A 15,601-nucleotide genomic window follows, 5' to 3' on the forward strand; every position below is an offset into this window, starting at 1 on the left:
GATCGGGGTCACTGACTTCGAGGACGTCCTCGACCGAGAGAGAGACACCATGACGCAGACAGCCGGACCCGAAATCTCTGACCTGGACACCCTCGAGGTGTCCGCCGCGGACCTGGTGGCCCGAGCCACCGCCCTGATCCCGCTCGTTCGCGAACACGCCGCCGACGCCACGAAGAATCGCAAGGTCTCGCCCGAGGTGATCGATGCGATCGCCTCGGCCGGCTTGTTCCATGTGATGGTCCCCAAGCGGTGGGGTGGACAGGGTGCGACGTTCAAGACAGCGTGCGACGTGGTCGCCGAGATCGCTCGCGGCGACGGATCGACCGGCTGGGTCACGGCGCTCACTCTCCTCGCGACGGCCTACGGAGCCACCAACACCACCCAGGCGCAGGACGATGTCTTCGGTGCGAACCCCGGTGCGCGCATCTGCGGGATCTTCTCCCCGGGTGACAAGAGCGAGAAGGTCGAGGGCGGATATCTGGTGAGCGGCAAGTGGCCGTATGCCTCCGGTTCGTTCGCGGCCCAGTGGGCGAGCCTCACCATCACTCTCGAAGGTGGCGCACCCGGTATGGCATTGATCCCCGCCGAGGCGTTCACCATCGAGCCCACCTGGTTCGTCGCAGGCATGCAGGGAACCGGTAGCGACACCATCGTGGTCAAGGATCATTTCGTGCCGGAATACCGCGTCCAGCCGGTCGCCGACATGTTCTCGTCCAAGTTCCGCTCACCGTTCACCGAGGAGCACGTCGCCTCGATGCCGTTCAACGCGGTCGCGGCAGGCATCCTCGTCGCGCCTCAGATCGGTCTGGGCCGTCACGCCCTCGAGCTCACCCGTGAGAAGCTGCCGAAGAAGCCCGTTGCCTACACCGCGTACGGCCAGGCAAAGGACTCGCCGACCCACCAGCTGGGTGTGGCGCGCGCTGCCACCAAGCTCCGTCTCGCCGAGCTGCTGCTCGACGCGATGGCGGCGGACATCGATGGCGCCGCAGAAAAGCACGAGCTGCCGAATCCGGAAATTCTTGCGCGCATCCGCAACGACACCGGCGTGGTCGCCGAGTTGGTCAAGGAAGAGATCGACTACCTGCTCACCGCCAACGGCGCCGGCTCGTTCGCCGACGTCAACGTCCTCGGCCGCGTCTGGCGCGACAGCGAGACGGCTGCGCGGCACGCGCTGGTGACGCCCGAGATCGGCCGCGAGGCCTACGGCCGTCAGCTTCTCGGCAACTACGATCCGACGATCGGCTTGTGAGGACGGTGACCGCCGCCGTGGCGCAGACGTTCGCAGGTCAGGCGAATGTCGAGGACTACCGTCACGTAATGAGCCACGTGCCCACGAGCGTCTCGGTGATCACCGCGATGACCGAGAACGGTCCGGCGGGTATGACCGTCGGAACCTTCACCTCGGTGTCGCTCGACCCGCCCCTGGTCGCCTTCTACGTCGATCTGGGTTCGACTACCTGGCCGGTCCTGGCCGAGGCGGACCACTTCGGGATCAACGTTCTCGGTGCTCACGCCGGCGATCTCTGTCGCGCGTTCGCCCGACGGGGCGCCGAACGCTTCCTGGGGGTCGAGTGGAGTCCGTCCGGACACGGTGTGCCCTGGTTGTCCGACGCCATCGTCTCGATCGACTGCAGTCCGCACTCGGTGGACCGCATCGGTGATCACCTGCACGTGGTGGGTCGAGTGGAAGCCATCGCGCAGCAGCGTTCCGACGAACCATTGATCTTTCTGCGAGGTGGTTTCGTGGACATGTCGGCCATCGCGGACCGAGGTGTCGACCGATGATCGCCGAGCACGTGGAGATCCGGGTCAGGGAGGGGTGTGCCGGCGACCTCGAGAGCGGGTTCGACGAGATCCGCACTCTGCTGCTGGCCGCACCGGGATGCTCCGACGCGGCGCTCGCCGCCAGCGTCGATCGTCAGGACACGTACCTGCTGACCGCGCGGTGGGCACGGCTCGAGGACCACACCGAGACGTTCGCAGGTTCGGAGTCCGGCGCTCGTGTGCGCCGCATCCTGGAGCCGCTCTGCGCAGAGATGCCGCGGGTGACGCACTACTGCTGCTGAGTCATGAGCCACTCGGCTACTCGCGCCCCTGCCATATTTTCACGCTATGGCAGGGGCGTTTTATTGATATTTGTCAAATGGTTGGAGCCGGCGAAGACTGTGTTCCACGCCATAAATTTTCGACCGAGTGAGGATGTTCGCCATGATCGACGTCACTGTTGATTTCGCCCGATGTGATGCCAACGGCACGTGTGCCGCGCTGATGCCCGACGTGTTCCGTATCGGCGACGACGGATTGTTGGTCCAGCTCGCAGAGTCCGTGCCGGACGATCGAGACCAGGACCTCGACGAAGCGATTCTCTGCTGCCCGATGGGAGCGATCTCGCGCTCATGACGACCTCACACGCTCTGGATCCGTTCGCACCCGATTCGCCCACCCATTCCGGTGGCGCAGCCGATGGCCAGTCGGTCATCCGCGGCGAGTACGGATACGCCGTCCTCGACTTCGCGCTCGCGACCACCGTTCTGCGCGACATGCGCTTCGTCAACGCTGCGCTGACGCTCATGGAACAGTTCGGCATCACCGACGGTCCGGTCCACGATTTCCGGGCCCGCAGCCTCATCATGGCCGAGGGCGCACGGCACATTCGGCTGCGGACCCCGCTCGCTCGATTCATGGGCCCGACGATGGTCGAGGACATTCGCGTCGAGCTCCGCACAATCCTCGCGGACATCGATCCGGGTGGCCGGTCCGACGGCCCGGTCGACTTCAACGAGACCGTGGCGCGGAAGATCCCGGCGCGGGTCTACTGCCTCCTCGCCGGAGCGCCCGCCGAGGACGCACCTCTGGTCGCCAGGTTGTCCGCGGGCACTCTCGCGCTGCTGCAACGAGATCCGAGTCTGAAGGACTCGATCTTGCAGTCCTACGACGAACTGTTCGCATACCTGACCTCGCTCATTGCACGCAAGCGCGAACAGGGACTGGGCAACGACATGCTCTCGTTCCTCATCGGCCAGGAGATCGAGGGAAAGCTCGATGCCGAGGAGTTGCTGAGCGAGGCGACGGCGATGCTCGAGGCCAGTTCGGTGAACACCTCCCACCAGACTGCTCTCGTCGTGTGGACACTCCTGCGGGAGCGGGAGACGTGGAAGCGCTTGCAGGAGGACCGATCCCTGGTTCCTGCCGCGGTCGTCGAGGCATGCCGGCTCTACCCCCGTCCCGGCATCGTCAGCAAGATCGCATCCGAGGACATCGACATCGCCGGCACGACCGTCCCGGCCGGATCCGATGTCCATGTCGCGGTGTGGTCGGCCAATCGCGATCCCGAACGCTTTCCGAACCCGGATGCCTTCGACATCGATCGTGAACGCGTGCAACCACTGACCTTCAGTACAGGTCTGCACGGATGCCTCGGACAGAGCCTTGCCAAGGTGGAGATGGAGGAGGTGGTGGGCTTCCTGCTCGACCGCTACCCCGATGCGACGGTGGTCGACGAGGGGACACGCATCGGACATGCCGGCGGACGCTGGCTCGTCGACTCGCTCGCCGTCGACCTCGGGCCCGCACGCGCCGGCCGATCTGTCGCGGAGGCCACGCCGTGACCGCGGCAGCGCAGACGATCACCGAACACCTTGCGGCGCAGTGGGCAGACACGACGTACGACGATCTCCCGCGCGATGTCGTCGACGCCGTCAAGGACCACATCCTCGACACGCTGGCCGTCGCGCTCGTGGGTGCGAGCACACCTGAGGTGATGGCCGTGATCGACGCGTTCGTGTCGTTCTCGTCCTCGCCCACGGGATCCGTCGTCTGGGGGACCGGACACCGGTTCACCCCCGCGCATGCCGCCCTGGTCAACGGTACGTCGGCGCATGCCCGCGATTTCGACGACGGTGGCGGCGCGGGCCACGCCGGCTCGACGGTGCTACCTGCCGCACTGGCCGTCGGTGAACATGCCGGATCGACCGGGCGACAGGTGATCACCGCGGTCGTCGCGGGTTACGACGTGGGGTATCGCGCACTGCAATCGCTCGGTGGTTTCGCCGCGCACACCGATCGCGGCTGGCACACCAGCGGCACGATGGGCAGCCTCGGCGCAGCCGCAGCGGCGGCGTCGCTTCTCGGCGCCGACCGCGGAGCCTATGCCGACGCTCTCGGGATCGCGGGATCGTTCACCGGAGGTGTGTGGGCGTTCATCGACGACGGTGCGCTGACGAAACGTATCCACCCGGGCAAGGCCGGTGAGACCGGCGTCGACGCCGCGGTCCTGGCCGTCGGAGGCATCACCGGACCTCGGCGCATCTTCGAAGCCGAGTGGGGCGGCCTGCACTCGGTTCTCGCCGACGGGATCGGCCATCCCGAGCGCGCACTGCGGGATCTGGGTGTCGACTTCAACGTCGCGACCTCCTATCTCAAGCCGTACGCGTGCTGCCGCGGGAGCCACTCCGCCGTCGACGCGGTGCGGAGGTTGATCGCCGAACGCGGCCTCGGTCCGGAGAACGTCCGGTCGGTGACGATCACCGCCGGCACCACCGCGGTGAACATGCTGTCGGTCTCGCCGATCGAGAACGTCTTCGACGCCCAGTTCAGCCTTCCTTACGCTGTCGCTCTCGCGCTGTGTGGCAGCGACCTCGGGCTTGCCGACTACGACCCGCCCCGTCACGGCGAGGCACGGATCGCCGATCTTCTGACGGCGATCTCGATGGAGGTGGACGACTCCATCGAGATCGAGGACGGTCCTCGGCTGTCCTTCGTGCTCACCGACGGCGAGACGATCACCGTGGACGCCGGAAACCCCACCGACGCACGCGGATCCGCGGTGCGCCCGCTCTCCCACGACGAGGTCGTCGCCAAGGCTACGTCGGTGCTCCGCCCACTGGGCGGGGACATTGCGTCTCGCCTGGTTTCTGCCGTGGAGAACCTCGACGACGCTCCCGACCTCACCGAACTCCTCGCCGTGCTGGCGGCCGAAAGGGTACCCACATCATGACCACGCCCGAGACGATCGCGCGGACCGAGGTGATCTCGGCCGAACCGGTCGAGTCGATGGCCGCACTTCTCGACATCGACGTTCCCCACGCACTCGGTGACACCGTGCCGCCGATCTGGCACTGGCTGCACCTGCTTCCTCGTGACCCGCAGGCAGATTTGGGTGAAGACGGACACCCGCTGACGGGGATCCCGGCACCGCCCGGTGGTGGTCGCCGGCGCATGTTCGGAGGAGGTCGCGTGACGACCTTCGGGGAGTTGCGGATCGGGGAGCCCGCGACGAAGGTGACCTCCATCGCGAAGTCGGTGGACAAGGTGGGCCGCACCGGTGCGCTGACGCTCACCACCGTGCTCCAGGAGATCACCCAGAACGGCGAACTGGTCATCCGCGAGGAACAGGACATCGTCTACCGGGAGGGTGGTTCTGCGCCCCTCCCGACACCCGCTCCGGCGGTCGATCCGGTGCGTGAGCCGTCGCTGTCCCTCCCGGTGAACGAGGCGCTCCTGTTCCGGTTCTCGGCGTTGACCTACAACGCGCACCGCATCCACTACGACCTCGACTGGTGCCGCCGAGAGGGATACGACGGGTTGGTGATCCACGGACCACTGCTCGCGTTCCTGATGGCCGATCACATGCGTCGCCAGGGAATCTCGCTGCTGAACCGGACGTTCGGGTACCGACTGGTCTCACCGATGACGCGGCCGCAGACAGTCACCGTGACCCCCGATGCCGACGGTCTCCAGGTCGGCGCCGAAGCGCGCAGCGCCGCGGGTGTCGTGTGCGCGGTGGGCACGCTGTCCGACGGGCCGCAGCGATGAGCGCCGAGACCGACGTTCTGATCGTGGGGGGGTCCGTGGCTGCGGTCCGTGCGGCCGAGGCGATCTCGCGGCATGCGCCTGCGGTTCGAGTGACGATGGTCAGCGACGAGCCGCACCTCCCGTACGAGCGGCCGCCACTGTCGAAGACCGCACTCGACGGCACCCTCGACCTCTCGGCATTGACCTACCCCTCCGTCGCAGGTCTACGCGAGCACGGAGTGGAGTTCGTGACCGATACCCGAGTCACCTCTCTCGATGTCGAGGGCCGCACGGTCTCCACGACCGCCGGTGACATCACGTACGGCGCAGCGATTCTGGCCACCGGATGCGAACCGATCTTTCCGCCGATGTTCCGACAGCTCCCCGACGTGTTCGTGCTGAGGCGCTTCCAGGACGCTGTCGCCCTCCGCGCCGCGGTGGCCGATCGACGAAAGTCGGTGGCCGTCATCGGGGCCGGCTTCATCGGTGGGGAATTCGCCGCCACCCTGGCGACGGTCGGACGACCCGTCACCATCGTCGATCTCGCTACGAAACCTCTGGGCCGGTTCGGGGATCCGGTGGCTTCCGAATACGCGGCGCTGCATCGAGATTCCGGTGTGACGCTCGTGCTCGGGGACGCGGTGACCGGAGTCGAGGACGCCGAGCCGGGCAGAGTGCTCCGCTTGGCCAGCGGTGCCACCGTCCCGGCCGACGTCATTCTTCTCGGCATCGGCGTGCGACCGTCCACCGGGTGGATGGAGAACTCAGGACTGACGCTGGACAACGGTGTGGTGTGCGACTCGACGCTGCGTGCGGCGGACGGCGTGTACGCGGCCGGCGACGTGGTCACCTGGCCCAACGGGCGCTTCGGTGCATCTATGCGCATCGAGCACTGGACCAATGCGGCCGAGCAGGGACGCGCAGCCGGAATCAACGCGGCCAACGCCGTGACGGGTCTGGCCCCGATCGACTGTGTCACGGTGCCCTACTTCTGGTCCGACCAGCACGGTGTGCGTATCCAGTTCTCCGGATTCCTCCGCGGTGACGAGGAGATCATCGAGTGCCCGGGTCCGGGCGGATCCCTGTACCTGTACGCCGGCGGCAACACGCTCCACGGTGTGCTGGCATTCGAGCGGCGCGCCGAGTTCGTGAAGATCCGCGCGATGCTCCGTCGTGAGACGACGGTCGGCGCGGCCCGTGACATCCTGTCCGTCGGAGCCTGAGCGTGTCAGTCCGTCGACCGTTGCGTCGCCGAACTGCCGTCGCCGCGGCGGTGCAGCACGTCGACGAACTGTGCAGCGACAGGGGTGATGACGCCTCCTCGACGGGTCACGACGGCGAGCGGCAGATCCGGCCAGCCGCCCTGCACTTCGACCGTCACCACACCCGGGTGATGCTCTGCCAGAACGGTACTGATGACGGATATTCCTACACCGGCGGCGACGAGACCTGCCGCGGTTTCGACGGTGGGGACGGATACGACCGACTCCGGGCTGCCGCCGACGGCGGCGAATCTGTCGTCGATCAGTCGGGACAGGCTGCGTGCCCCCGGCACTCGGGACGGCAGGATCCACCGCTCGCCCCGCAGATCCTCGAGAGCAACCCGCTTCTGCGCGGCGAGGTGCGACGACCCCGACACCACCAGCGTCAGTGGCGAGTGCGCGATGATCGTCGTGTCGAAGGCGACGTCGTTCACCGTGGGCAGTGGTTCTTCCACCAGGACGGGAACGACGGCAAGATCGAGGTAGCCGTCCGCCAGGTTCTCGAGCAGAACCAGAGGATTGGCGTCGGCGAGTTCGAACGTGATCCGCGGATACTCCGTCAGGAAGTCGGATACCGCGCTGTTGACCACGTGCCACAACCCGATCGGTTCCGCGCCGATACGGAGTTCACCGTCCAGACCCTGCCCCATGGACCTGAGCGCCGCCGTGATGCGCTGCTCCTCGGCCACGAGGCGCCTGCCCGCGTTCTGCAGGTATCGCCCTGCGTCGGTGAGGGTCACTCCGCGCGGATGGCGCTCGAGAAGCCGGACGGCGAGCTCGGACTCCAGTTTGGTCATCGCGGAGCTGAGCGGGGGCTGCGACAGATGCAGGATACGTGCCGCCTCGGTGATGGATCCGGCATCCGCAACGGCGAGAAAGTAAGTGACGCTCCGGATGTCCATGCGCCGAGTGTATGGCAGGGCCACTGCAATGGCATTGGCCTTTCGGGGACGAGTGCAGGATCGTGAACAACCAGGCGAGTGATGGAGGAACAGTGTCCGAAGATCAGCAGGTGACAGTGATCGGGGCCGGCCCGACGGGGCTCCTGACCGCCCTCGGCCTGGCCCGACAGGGCGTCACGGTCACGGTCGTCGAGCGGGGCCCCGGTCTGCAGGACACACCGCGGGCCATCGTGTACCACTGGTCGACCCTGGACGGCTTGGCGCGACTCGATCTACTCGACGACGCCGGTCGTGCCGGATTCTTCAAGCAGGACTACGCCTATCGAGTCCGTGCCACCGACGAGATCATCTCGTACGGTCTCGCGGCGCTCGACGGCAAAGTCGAGCGACCCCACAACCTGCACCTCGGTCAGGGCGCCCTCGCCGCGGTCGTACTCGGCAGACTCGAGGCTTTCGACAACGTCCGGGTGCTGTGGGGCCACGAGGTCACCGCGATCGAGCAGGACGCGACCGGAGTGAGTGTGTCGGTGCGCGGTGCCGACTCGGAGGACGTCCTACGCTCGGAGTGGCTCGTCGGTGCCGACGGGGCCGGCTCGGCCGTCCGTCGCCTGTCGGGACTCGAGTTCGAGGGCATGACATGGCCGGAACGGTTCGTCGCCACCAACATTCGCTTTCCCGACGACCGTGAGGGATGGGCGCAGTCCACCTTCTACCTCGACGACGTGTACGGCGCGATCATCGCCAAGATCGATGAGTCGGGTGATCACGGACTGTGGCGGTACACGTACATGGAGGACGCGGATCTCCCCGCGGATTCGATCGACGACCGCATGCCACGCTTCCTGTCCGCGGTGTTCGGGCGCGAGGTGGCCGACCGGATCGAGGTCGTCGCCACGTCCCCGTACCGGATGCATCAACGTGCCGCATCCGCCTTCCGGGTGGGCCGGGTGCTGCTCGCCGGTGACGCCGCCCACGCGACGAACCCGACGGGTGGACTCGGGCTGACCATGGGCCTGTTCGACGCCTACTCGCTCATCGAAGGTCTGGGTGCTGTCGTCACCGGTCGAGCGAGCGACGACGTTCTCGACGAGTATGCGCGACAACGACGGTCGGCCTTCGTCGACAAGGCGAGTCCGCGCGCGTCGTCGAACAAGAAGCTGCTGTTCCACTCGTCCGATCCCGTACAGCGAGATCGGGATCTGGAGATGTTCCGCCGGATGTCCCGGGACCGCGAGTTCGCGGCCGACGTCCTGTACTTCACCAAGACCCTCGAAAGTCCGTCGCTGCTCTCCGTGTAGCGCGACTACCACCCGAAACGAAGGTGTACCACCATGAATCCTCTCGACGGACTCACGATCGTGTCGTTGGAACAGGCCGTCGCCGCGCCCTTCGCCACGCGGCAGCTCGCTGATCTCGGCGCCCGCGTCATCAAGATCGAGCGACCCGGCGTGGGCGACTTCGCCCGTGGCTACGACGAGACCGTGCACGGGCTGGCCAGTCACTTCGTGTGGCTGAATCGTTCGAAGGAATCCGTGGCGCTCGACCTCAAGTCGGACGAGGGGCGTGCGGCGGTCCACGCGCTCGTCGGTCAGGCCGACATCTTCGTGCAGAACCTCGCCCCGGGTGCTGCCGAGCGGCTGGGGCTCGGTGCCGAGGACCTGCGTGCCCGCCACCCCCGGCTCATCCATGTCTCGATCTCCGGGTACGGACGCGGCGGACCGTACTCGTCGAAGAAGGCGTACGACCTGCTCGTGCAGTGCGAGGCCGGTCTCGTCTCGATCACCGGAACGCAGGACGAGCCGTCGAAAGTCGGAATCTCCATCGCGGACATTGCATCCGGGATGTACGCCTACTCCGGCGTCCTGACCGCGGTGATCCGCCGCGACCGCACAGGTGAGGGCGCCACCATCGAGGTGTCCATGCTCGAGGCGCTCGCCGAGTGGATGGGGTTTCCCCTCAACTACGCCATGTACGGCGGATCGTCCCCGTCGAGGACCGGCGCCAGGCACGCGGCGATCGCCCCGTACGGGCCCTTCACCTGTGGCGACGCGAACGAGGTATTCCTGGGTATCCAGAACGAGCGCGAATGGGCGACGTTCTGCGACGTCATCCTCGATGCCCCCGCGCTGGCGCAGGACCCGCGGTTCGTCCGCAACTCGAGCCGGGTCGAGAACAACGCAGAGCTGCGCAGTGCCATCGAGGCCGTATTCGCCGCCCACACCGCGGAATCGGTGGCGGAGAAGTTGGAGCAGGCGGGTATCGCCAACGCGCTGCTGCGCACGATGGACGGTCTCGCGGCGCACCCGCAGCTCGCCGCCCGAGATCGGTGGCGGACCTACGATTCGCCGGCCGGTCCGCTGCGTGCGCTGGTACCGCCGGTCACGATGTCGGACGCGGCGCCGGTCATGGGCGCAATTCCCGAGGTCGGCCAGCACACCGATGCCGTGCTCGCGGAGTTCGGCATTGCGTCACCGGTCGCCACCGGTGCGTGACGTGCGGCCCGATCGACCGTCGGTCCACCACGCCTCCACGTTCCTCTTCGTTCCCGGAGATCGCCCCGAGCGGTTCGACAAAGCCGCGCGCGCCGGCGCCGACATGGTCATCCTCGATCTCGAGGACGCCGTGGCAGAGGAGGCGAAAGCCGCAGCGCGCATACACGTGGTGCGTTGGCTGTCGGAGGGCGGAATCGGCTGTGTCCGGGTCAATGCGGTCACGAGCGATCACCACCACGACGACATCGAAGCTCTGTCCGACGTCGCGGGCCTGTGCAGCGTGATGGTTCCGAAGGCGGACGTCACCGTGGACTGGGCCGGAATCGAGCGGAGCGTGCGCGGACAGGCCGTCGCGCTGGTCGAGACGGCCGCGGGCCTGGACTGCGCGGCTGCTCTCGCACGCGACCCGGACGTGGCGCGGCTGGCGTTCGGCCACCTGGACTACGCCGTCGATCTCGGCGCCGAACCGTCTCGGGCGGCGATGATGCACGCCCGGTCCCGGTTGGTCCTGGCATCGAGATTGGGCGGCAAACCACCGCCGGTCGACGGCGTCACCACAGCGCTCGGCGACGTGAGTGCTCTCACCGACGACATCAGGCACGCGCAGGAGATGGGTATGGGCGGCAAACTGTTGATTCATCCGTCGCAGGTCGACCCGGCCAGGCGCGCGTTCGCGCCCTCCGACGATCAGGTGGAGGCCGCGCGCAGGATCGTCGCGGCTGCTATGTCGGGGGCTGCCGTGAAGGTCGACGGGTTCATGGTGGACGCGCCAGTGCTTGCTCGCGCTCACCGCGTCCTACACTCCGCCGGCGTGGGTTCCGCGCCGTCTTCGGCCGGATAGCGCGAGCGTCGGAACTGCAGTGATACGCCGCAAGCATGGTGGCCGGGAACATCCTGGCATTGCAGCGACTGTGTGCCGGCGAACAGACTCGACAGTGACCGGAGTCTCACTCCACGGTCGTCGCCCTTCGTTCCGAGTACCGAGGAGAATCCCTGATGTCCGTCACCGTCGACAGGCCGAGCAGTCTGGATCGCACCCGCTTCTTCATCGACGGCGAGTGGGTCGATCCCGTGCGGATCGAGCTGCGGGACCAGATCGAGGCAGCCACCGGTGAACGCCTCGGCGTCGCTGCCCTCGCCGGCGAGGCCGACATCGATCGCGCCGTCCGCGCGGCCCGTCGGGCACTGGACGAAGGCCCGTGGGGCCGCACCACCGCGGCCGAGCGCGCCACCGTGTTGCGCGCCTTCGCCGACGCCCTGGACGCGCGAGCCGGAGACACGGCCACCCTGGTCAGCCGCGAGAACGGCATGATTCTCGGTCTGTCGCACGCACTCAACGGCGGTGCGCCCGGAGCGTTGCTGCGGATGTACGCCGACATCGTGGAGGCGCTTCCGCTCGAGTCGGTGCGACCGAGCCAGGCGGGTTCGACCATCGTCCGTCGTCTCCCTGTCGGTGTTGTCGGCGCGATCGCGCCGTGGAACTTCCCGCAGGCGCTCGCGATGTTCAAGATCGCGCCCGCTCTGGCCGCAGGATGCACCGTCGTTCTCAAGCCCTCGCCCGAAACTGCCCTGGATTCCTATGTTTTCGCCGATGCGGCCCTCGAGGCCGGCCTCCCGGCGGGTGTCCTGAACATCGTCCTGGGCGACCGTGACGCGGGTGCCGCACTGGTGTCGCACCCGCTGGTCGACAAGATCGCGTTCACCGGTTCCACCGAGGCCGGACGCATCATCGGTCAGGAGTGCGGACGACTGCTTCGGCGGTCGACGCTGGAGCTCGGTGGCAAGTCCGCCGCGATCGTCCTCGAGGACGCCGACATCGACACGGTGCTCGCGGGTCTGGACAACGCGTCGTTCCTCAACAACAGCCAGACCTGCACCACACAGTCGCGGATCCTCGTCGCCCGGTCGCGGTACGAGGAGGTCGTCGAGGCCATCGGACACTTCGCCGACTCCTACGTGCTCGGTGATCCCCTGGACGCCGCCACCACGATGGGCCCGATGGCTACCAGCGGCCATCGCGACAAGGTGTTGGGCTACATCGACATCGCCAAGAACTCCGGTGCACGCCTCGTCGCGGGCGGCGACCGTCCTGCACATCTCGACCGCGGCTGGTTCGTGCAGCCGACGGTCTTCGCGGACGTCGACAACGGCGATCGCCTGGCGCGCGAAGAGGTGTTCGGCCCCGTGATGGCACTGATCCCGTTCGAGGACGACGCCGACGCCGTTCGGATGGCCAACGACAGCAACTACGGGCTGGGCGGTTCGGTGTGGAGCGCCGACGAAGACCGGGCGTTGGCGGTAGCCCGTCAGGTGCGCACCGGGACGATCGGTTTGAACTACTACACACTGGATCTCGGTGCACCGTTCGGCGGGTTCAAGGATTCCGGCCTCGGACGCGAACTCGGTCCCGAGGGGATCAACGCGTATCTGGAGTACCAGTCGGTCTACGCTTCGACGCGCTACCTCGACGCATGAGCGGCCAGTCGCCGGCCGATGTCGTGACCGCATACTTCGCCGGGGTCACCGCCGGCGACGCCGGCGCAGTGACCGCGCTCTTCGCACCCGACGCGGTGCTGAGCAACGCCGCCGGCACCCTGACCGGATCCGCAGCTATCGGGCGGATGTACGAGGGTGGGCTGAACGGCACCACCACGATGCGTCCGTCGCCGCGTCGTCTGCTGGTCGACGGCGACGACGTCGCCGTGGAGATAGACCTCGACGTGAACGGCAATGTCGTCGTCCTCGGCGACTTCTTCACGGTGCGCGACGGACTGATCACCTCTCTGGCGATCTACAGCCTCACACCCGCCGGAGGACGCCTGCTCGACGACGTCGGGGTCGATCCCTCCGCACCGACGACGTGACTCGGTCACCACTGACTCACTCACCACTACAGGGAGATTCATGAAGATCGCAGTTTTCGGACCGCACCGCCGCGTGGGAGCCGTCGTCGACGGCACTGTCGTCGACCTCCATGCGGCCTATATCGCCTACCTGACGGAGAAGGAGCCGAGCCCACGGGCATCGGCACGAGCGGATCACGAAGTCCCGTCGGACCTGAATTCGTTCATCGAGCAGGGGGACAGCGCGTTGGCCGGTGCCCGCGCGGCACTCGATCACCTCGCCGAGCGACCTGATACGAGGGGAGTCGACGGGGAGCAACTGGTATTCGACCTCGGCGAGGTCACGCTGCACGCGCCGATCGAGAGCCCGTCGCGCATCTTCGCCGCGCTGGCCAATTTCGCGGACCACATGCAGGCGGCAGCGAACAACACGTCGAGTGGAACCGACAAGGCGACCCTCGACCGATTGGTGTCGGGTGGGCCCAAGTACTTCATCAAGGATCCCCGAGTGGTGTCTGCGGACGGTGACGATCTGTCCTACCCCGCCCGCACCGACTTGCTGGACTACGAGGCCGAGGTCGCCGTGGTCCTGGGTCGGCGCGGGAAGGACATCGCCGCAGCGGATTTCGACCGGTACATCTACGGCTACACCCTGGTCAACGACTGGTCGATCCGAGACAACATCTCCTTCGGACCGGACTTCCAGTATTCGAAGAACTTCGACGGTGCGGCGAGCGTCGGTCCGTGGATCGTCGTCGACGAGGGACTGGATGCGCAGGACATTCCCGTCGAGGCACGCGTCAACGGTGAGGTCCGGCAGAGCGGTAGTACCAAATCCATGATCCACTCGTTCGCCGCGTTGGGGGAGTACCTCTCCCGTGACTCCACCCTGTTCCCGGGAGATCTCATCAGCGGCGGCACCCCGAAGGGCACCGCCGTCGACTCGAGCACCAAGAACGCGGACGGCGGCTTCGACGACGATTCCAAGTTCCTGAACCCCGGCGACGTCGTCGAGATCAGCTCGACTGCACTGGGTTCCATCACCAACACCGTCACCGGAACGCGGAAGGGGCACTAGTCGTGGCCGCGAAGAAATACTCCGTCGGCGGAGTGACGTACGACCGCCCCTTCAAGATCCGCCGGCTCAACCACTTCGGAATCAGCGTCGCCGACACAGGTGACGCCGTAGCGTTCTACCGCGACCTTCTCGGATTCGTGGTGGCCGACATGCTCGACCTGAACAAGTACGACCCGGGACCCTGGCTCGACGGTCTCCCGGACACCCGCATCTACTTCCTGCGCCACAACAGCGACCATCACACCCTCGTGCTCATGCCGCGGGCCTGGGTGGACAAGAACGAGAGCCCGGCTCGGGACGACATCACGGTCAACCAGATCACATGGCAGGTCGGTTCGCTGCGCGAGGTCGTCGAGGCACGTCTGTGGCTCGAGGAGCAGGGCTCGAAGGTCGACCGGTACGGGCGCGATCCGGGGTCCAACTGGCACACCTACTTCCCGGATCCGACGGGTCACACGAACGAACTCGAGTACGGCATCGAGCAGGTCGGTTGGGACGGGGTCAGCAAGCCGGAGATCATGTGGCCGTGGGCGAACGAGCATCCGGCGCTGCCCACCCGCTCGGAGGGAACCGAGCTCGACGATGCGGAGAAGGCCGGCATCGATCTGACCTCGGGACACCGGTGGGTCGACACTCTCCCCAAGACGCACGACGTGGGGGGCGTGCTGTTGTCCCGTCCGTTCAAGCCCGTACGCATCGGCCCCGTGAGCATCTTCGTCTCCGATCTCGATGCCGCTGTGCGCTTCTACACCGAGACGCTCGGCCTCGTCGTGTCCGAGGAGACGTCGGTACTCGGCCATCGCGCCGTTTTCCTGCGTGCCAACACCGAGCACCACAGCATCGCTCTGTTCCCGGTGGAGGCACGCGAACCGCTCGGGTTGGGTGACGAAACGACGCTGCTCGCCTTCGGTGTCCAGGTGGGATCGTACGAGCAGCTGCGGGCCGCACGGACTTTCCTGGAGGGCAGGGGCGTGAAGCTCGTCGACCTCCCGCCGGAGATCCACCCCGGCATCGACTACGTCCTGCACGCGGTGTCACCGGACGGACACGTCATGCAGCTCTACTACTACATGGAGCAGGTCGGCTGGGACGGTGCCGTGCGTCCGCAGTCGGGTCGTCGTGTGGTGGAGGCCGGCGTGTGGCCCGAGACCCTGGAGCCGATGTCCGACACATACGGCGGCGAGACCTTCTGGGGTCCGCTCGGCTGATGTCCGCTTCTCGGCGAACCCGT

Annotated in this window: 16 protein-coding genes; 15 read left to right on the top strand and 1 reads right to left on the bottom strand. The window is 66.9% G+C overall.

Going from position 1 to position 15,601, the window contains the following annotated elements:
- Positions 1–49 precede the first annotated feature (49 nt).
- From ASG69_RS03815 to ASG69_RS03850, 8 genes are all read left to right on the top strand, one after another.
- The gene (locus tag ASG69_RS03815) at positions 50–1,249 is read left to right on the top strand and encodes an acyl-CoA dehydrogenase family protein (RefSeq protein WP_056449484.1); all 1,200 of its coding nucleotides are present in this window, start codon (positions 50–52) and stop codon (positions 1,247–1,249) included.
- 68 nt (positions 1,250–1,317) lie between these two features.
- On the top strand, positions 1,318–1,785 hold the full coding sequence (locus ASG69_RS03820; RefSeq protein WP_082544735.1) for a flavin reductase family protein: 468 nt from the start codon (positions 1,318–1,320) through the stop codon (positions 1,783–1,785).
- Positions 1,782–2,066, top strand: coding sequence for an antibiotic biosynthesis monooxygenase family protein (locus tag ASG69_RS03825; RefSeq protein WP_042574427.1), 285 nt, complete (start codon positions 1,782–1,784; stop codon positions 2,064–2,066). The genes ASG69_RS03820 and ASG69_RS03825 overlap by 4 nt, the downstream gene beginning before the upstream one ends.
- 142 nt (positions 2,067–2,208) lie before the next feature.
- Complete coding sequence (locus tag ASG69_RS03830; protein WP_042574547.1) at positions 2,209–2,400, top strand: ferredoxin; 192 nt, start codon at positions 2,209–2,211, stop codon at positions 2,398–2,400.
- Complete coding sequence (locus ASG69_RS03835) at positions 2,397–3,608, top strand: cytochrome P450 (RefSeq protein ID WP_042574428.1); 1,212 nt, start codon at positions 2,397–2,399, stop codon at positions 3,606–3,608. The genes ASG69_RS03830 and ASG69_RS03835 overlap by 4 nt, the downstream gene beginning before the upstream one ends.
- Positions 3,605–4,996, top strand: coding sequence for an MmgE/PrpD family protein (locus tag ASG69_RS03840; RefSeq protein WP_056449163.1), 1,392 nt, complete (start codon positions 3,605–3,607; stop codon positions 4,994–4,996). Before ASG69_RS03835 ends, ASG69_RS03840 begins: the two co-directional genes overlap by 4 nt.
- Positions 4,993–5,814, top strand: a complete 822-nt coding sequence (locus ASG69_RS03845; protein WP_056449166.1) for an FAS1-like dehydratase domain-containing protein — start codon at positions 4,993–4,995, stop codon at positions 5,812–5,814. The genes ASG69_RS03840 and ASG69_RS03845 overlap by 4 nt, the downstream gene beginning before the upstream one ends.
- On the top strand, positions 5,811–7,016 hold the full coding sequence (locus ASG69_RS03850; RefSeq protein ID WP_056449169.1) for an NAD(P)/FAD-dependent oxidoreductase: 1,206 nt from the start codon (positions 5,811–5,813) through the stop codon (positions 7,014–7,016). Before ASG69_RS03845 ends, ASG69_RS03850 begins: the two co-directional genes overlap by 4 nt.
- Before the next feature lie 5 nt (positions 7,017–7,021).
- On the opposite strand, the gene ASG69_RS03855 is transcribed toward ASG69_RS03850, so the two are convergent.
- Positions 7,022–7,957: a LysR family transcriptional regulator gene (locus ASG69_RS03855; protein ID WP_056449172.1), complete on the bottom strand. Its 936-nt coding sequence runs from the start codon at positions 7,955–7,957 to the stop codon at positions 7,022–7,024.
- 92 nt (positions 7,958–8,049) lie between these two features.
- On the opposite strand from ASG69_RS03855, the gene ASG69_RS03860 reads away from it, so the two are divergent.
- The 7 genes from ASG69_RS03860 (at position 8,050) to ASG69_RS03890 (ending at position 15,578) form a co-directional block, all read left to right on the top strand.
- A complete protein-coding gene (locus ASG69_RS03860; protein ID WP_056449175.1) occupies positions 8,050–9,255 on the top strand; it encodes an FAD-dependent oxidoreductase in 1,206 nt (401 codons plus the stop codon).
- 33 nt (positions 9,256–9,288) lie between these two features.
- Positions 9,289–10,449 (top strand): CaiB/BaiF CoA transferase family protein, encoded by a 1,161-nt coding sequence (locus ASG69_RS03865; RefSeq protein ID WP_056449178.1) that lies wholly within the window; start codon positions 9,289–9,291, stop codon positions 10,447–10,449.
- A gap of 1 nt (position 10,450) precedes the next feature.
- Positions 10,451–11,290, top strand: coding sequence for an HpcH/HpaI aldolase/citrate lyase family protein (locus ASG69_RS03870; protein WP_056449490.1), 840 nt, complete (start codon positions 10,451–10,453; stop codon positions 11,288–11,290).
- A 155-nt stretch (positions 11,291–11,445) separates the two neighbouring features.
- Positions 11,446–12,924, top strand: coding sequence for an aldehyde dehydrogenase (locus ASG69_RS03875; protein ID WP_056449181.1), 1,479 nt, complete (start codon positions 11,446–11,448; stop codon positions 12,922–12,924).
- On the top strand, positions 12,921–13,313 hold the full coding sequence (locus ASG69_RS03880) for a nuclear transport factor 2 family protein (protein ID WP_042574437.1): 393 nt from the start codon (positions 12,921–12,923) through the stop codon (positions 13,311–13,313). Before ASG69_RS03875 ends, ASG69_RS03880 begins: the two co-directional genes overlap by 4 nt.
- 40 nt (positions 13,314–13,353) lie before the next feature.
- Positions 13,354–14,370, top strand: a complete 1,017-nt coding sequence (locus ASG69_RS03885) for a fumarylacetoacetate hydrolase family protein (protein ID WP_056449184.1) — start codon at positions 13,354–13,356, stop codon at positions 14,368–14,370.
- 2 nt (positions 14,371–14,372) lie between these two features.
- On the top strand, positions 14,373–15,578 hold the full coding sequence (locus ASG69_RS03890) for a VOC family protein (RefSeq protein ID WP_056070631.1): 1,206 nt from the start codon (positions 14,373–14,375) through the stop codon (positions 15,576–15,578).
- Positions 15,579–15,601 lie beyond the last annotated feature (23 nt).

The sequence above is a fragment of the Rhodococcus sp. Leaf225 genome, assembly GCF_001426145.1.
In the GTDB taxonomy this organism is placed as follows: domain Bacteria; phylum Actinomycetota; class Actinomycetes; order Mycobacteriales; family Mycobacteriaceae; genus Rhodococcoides.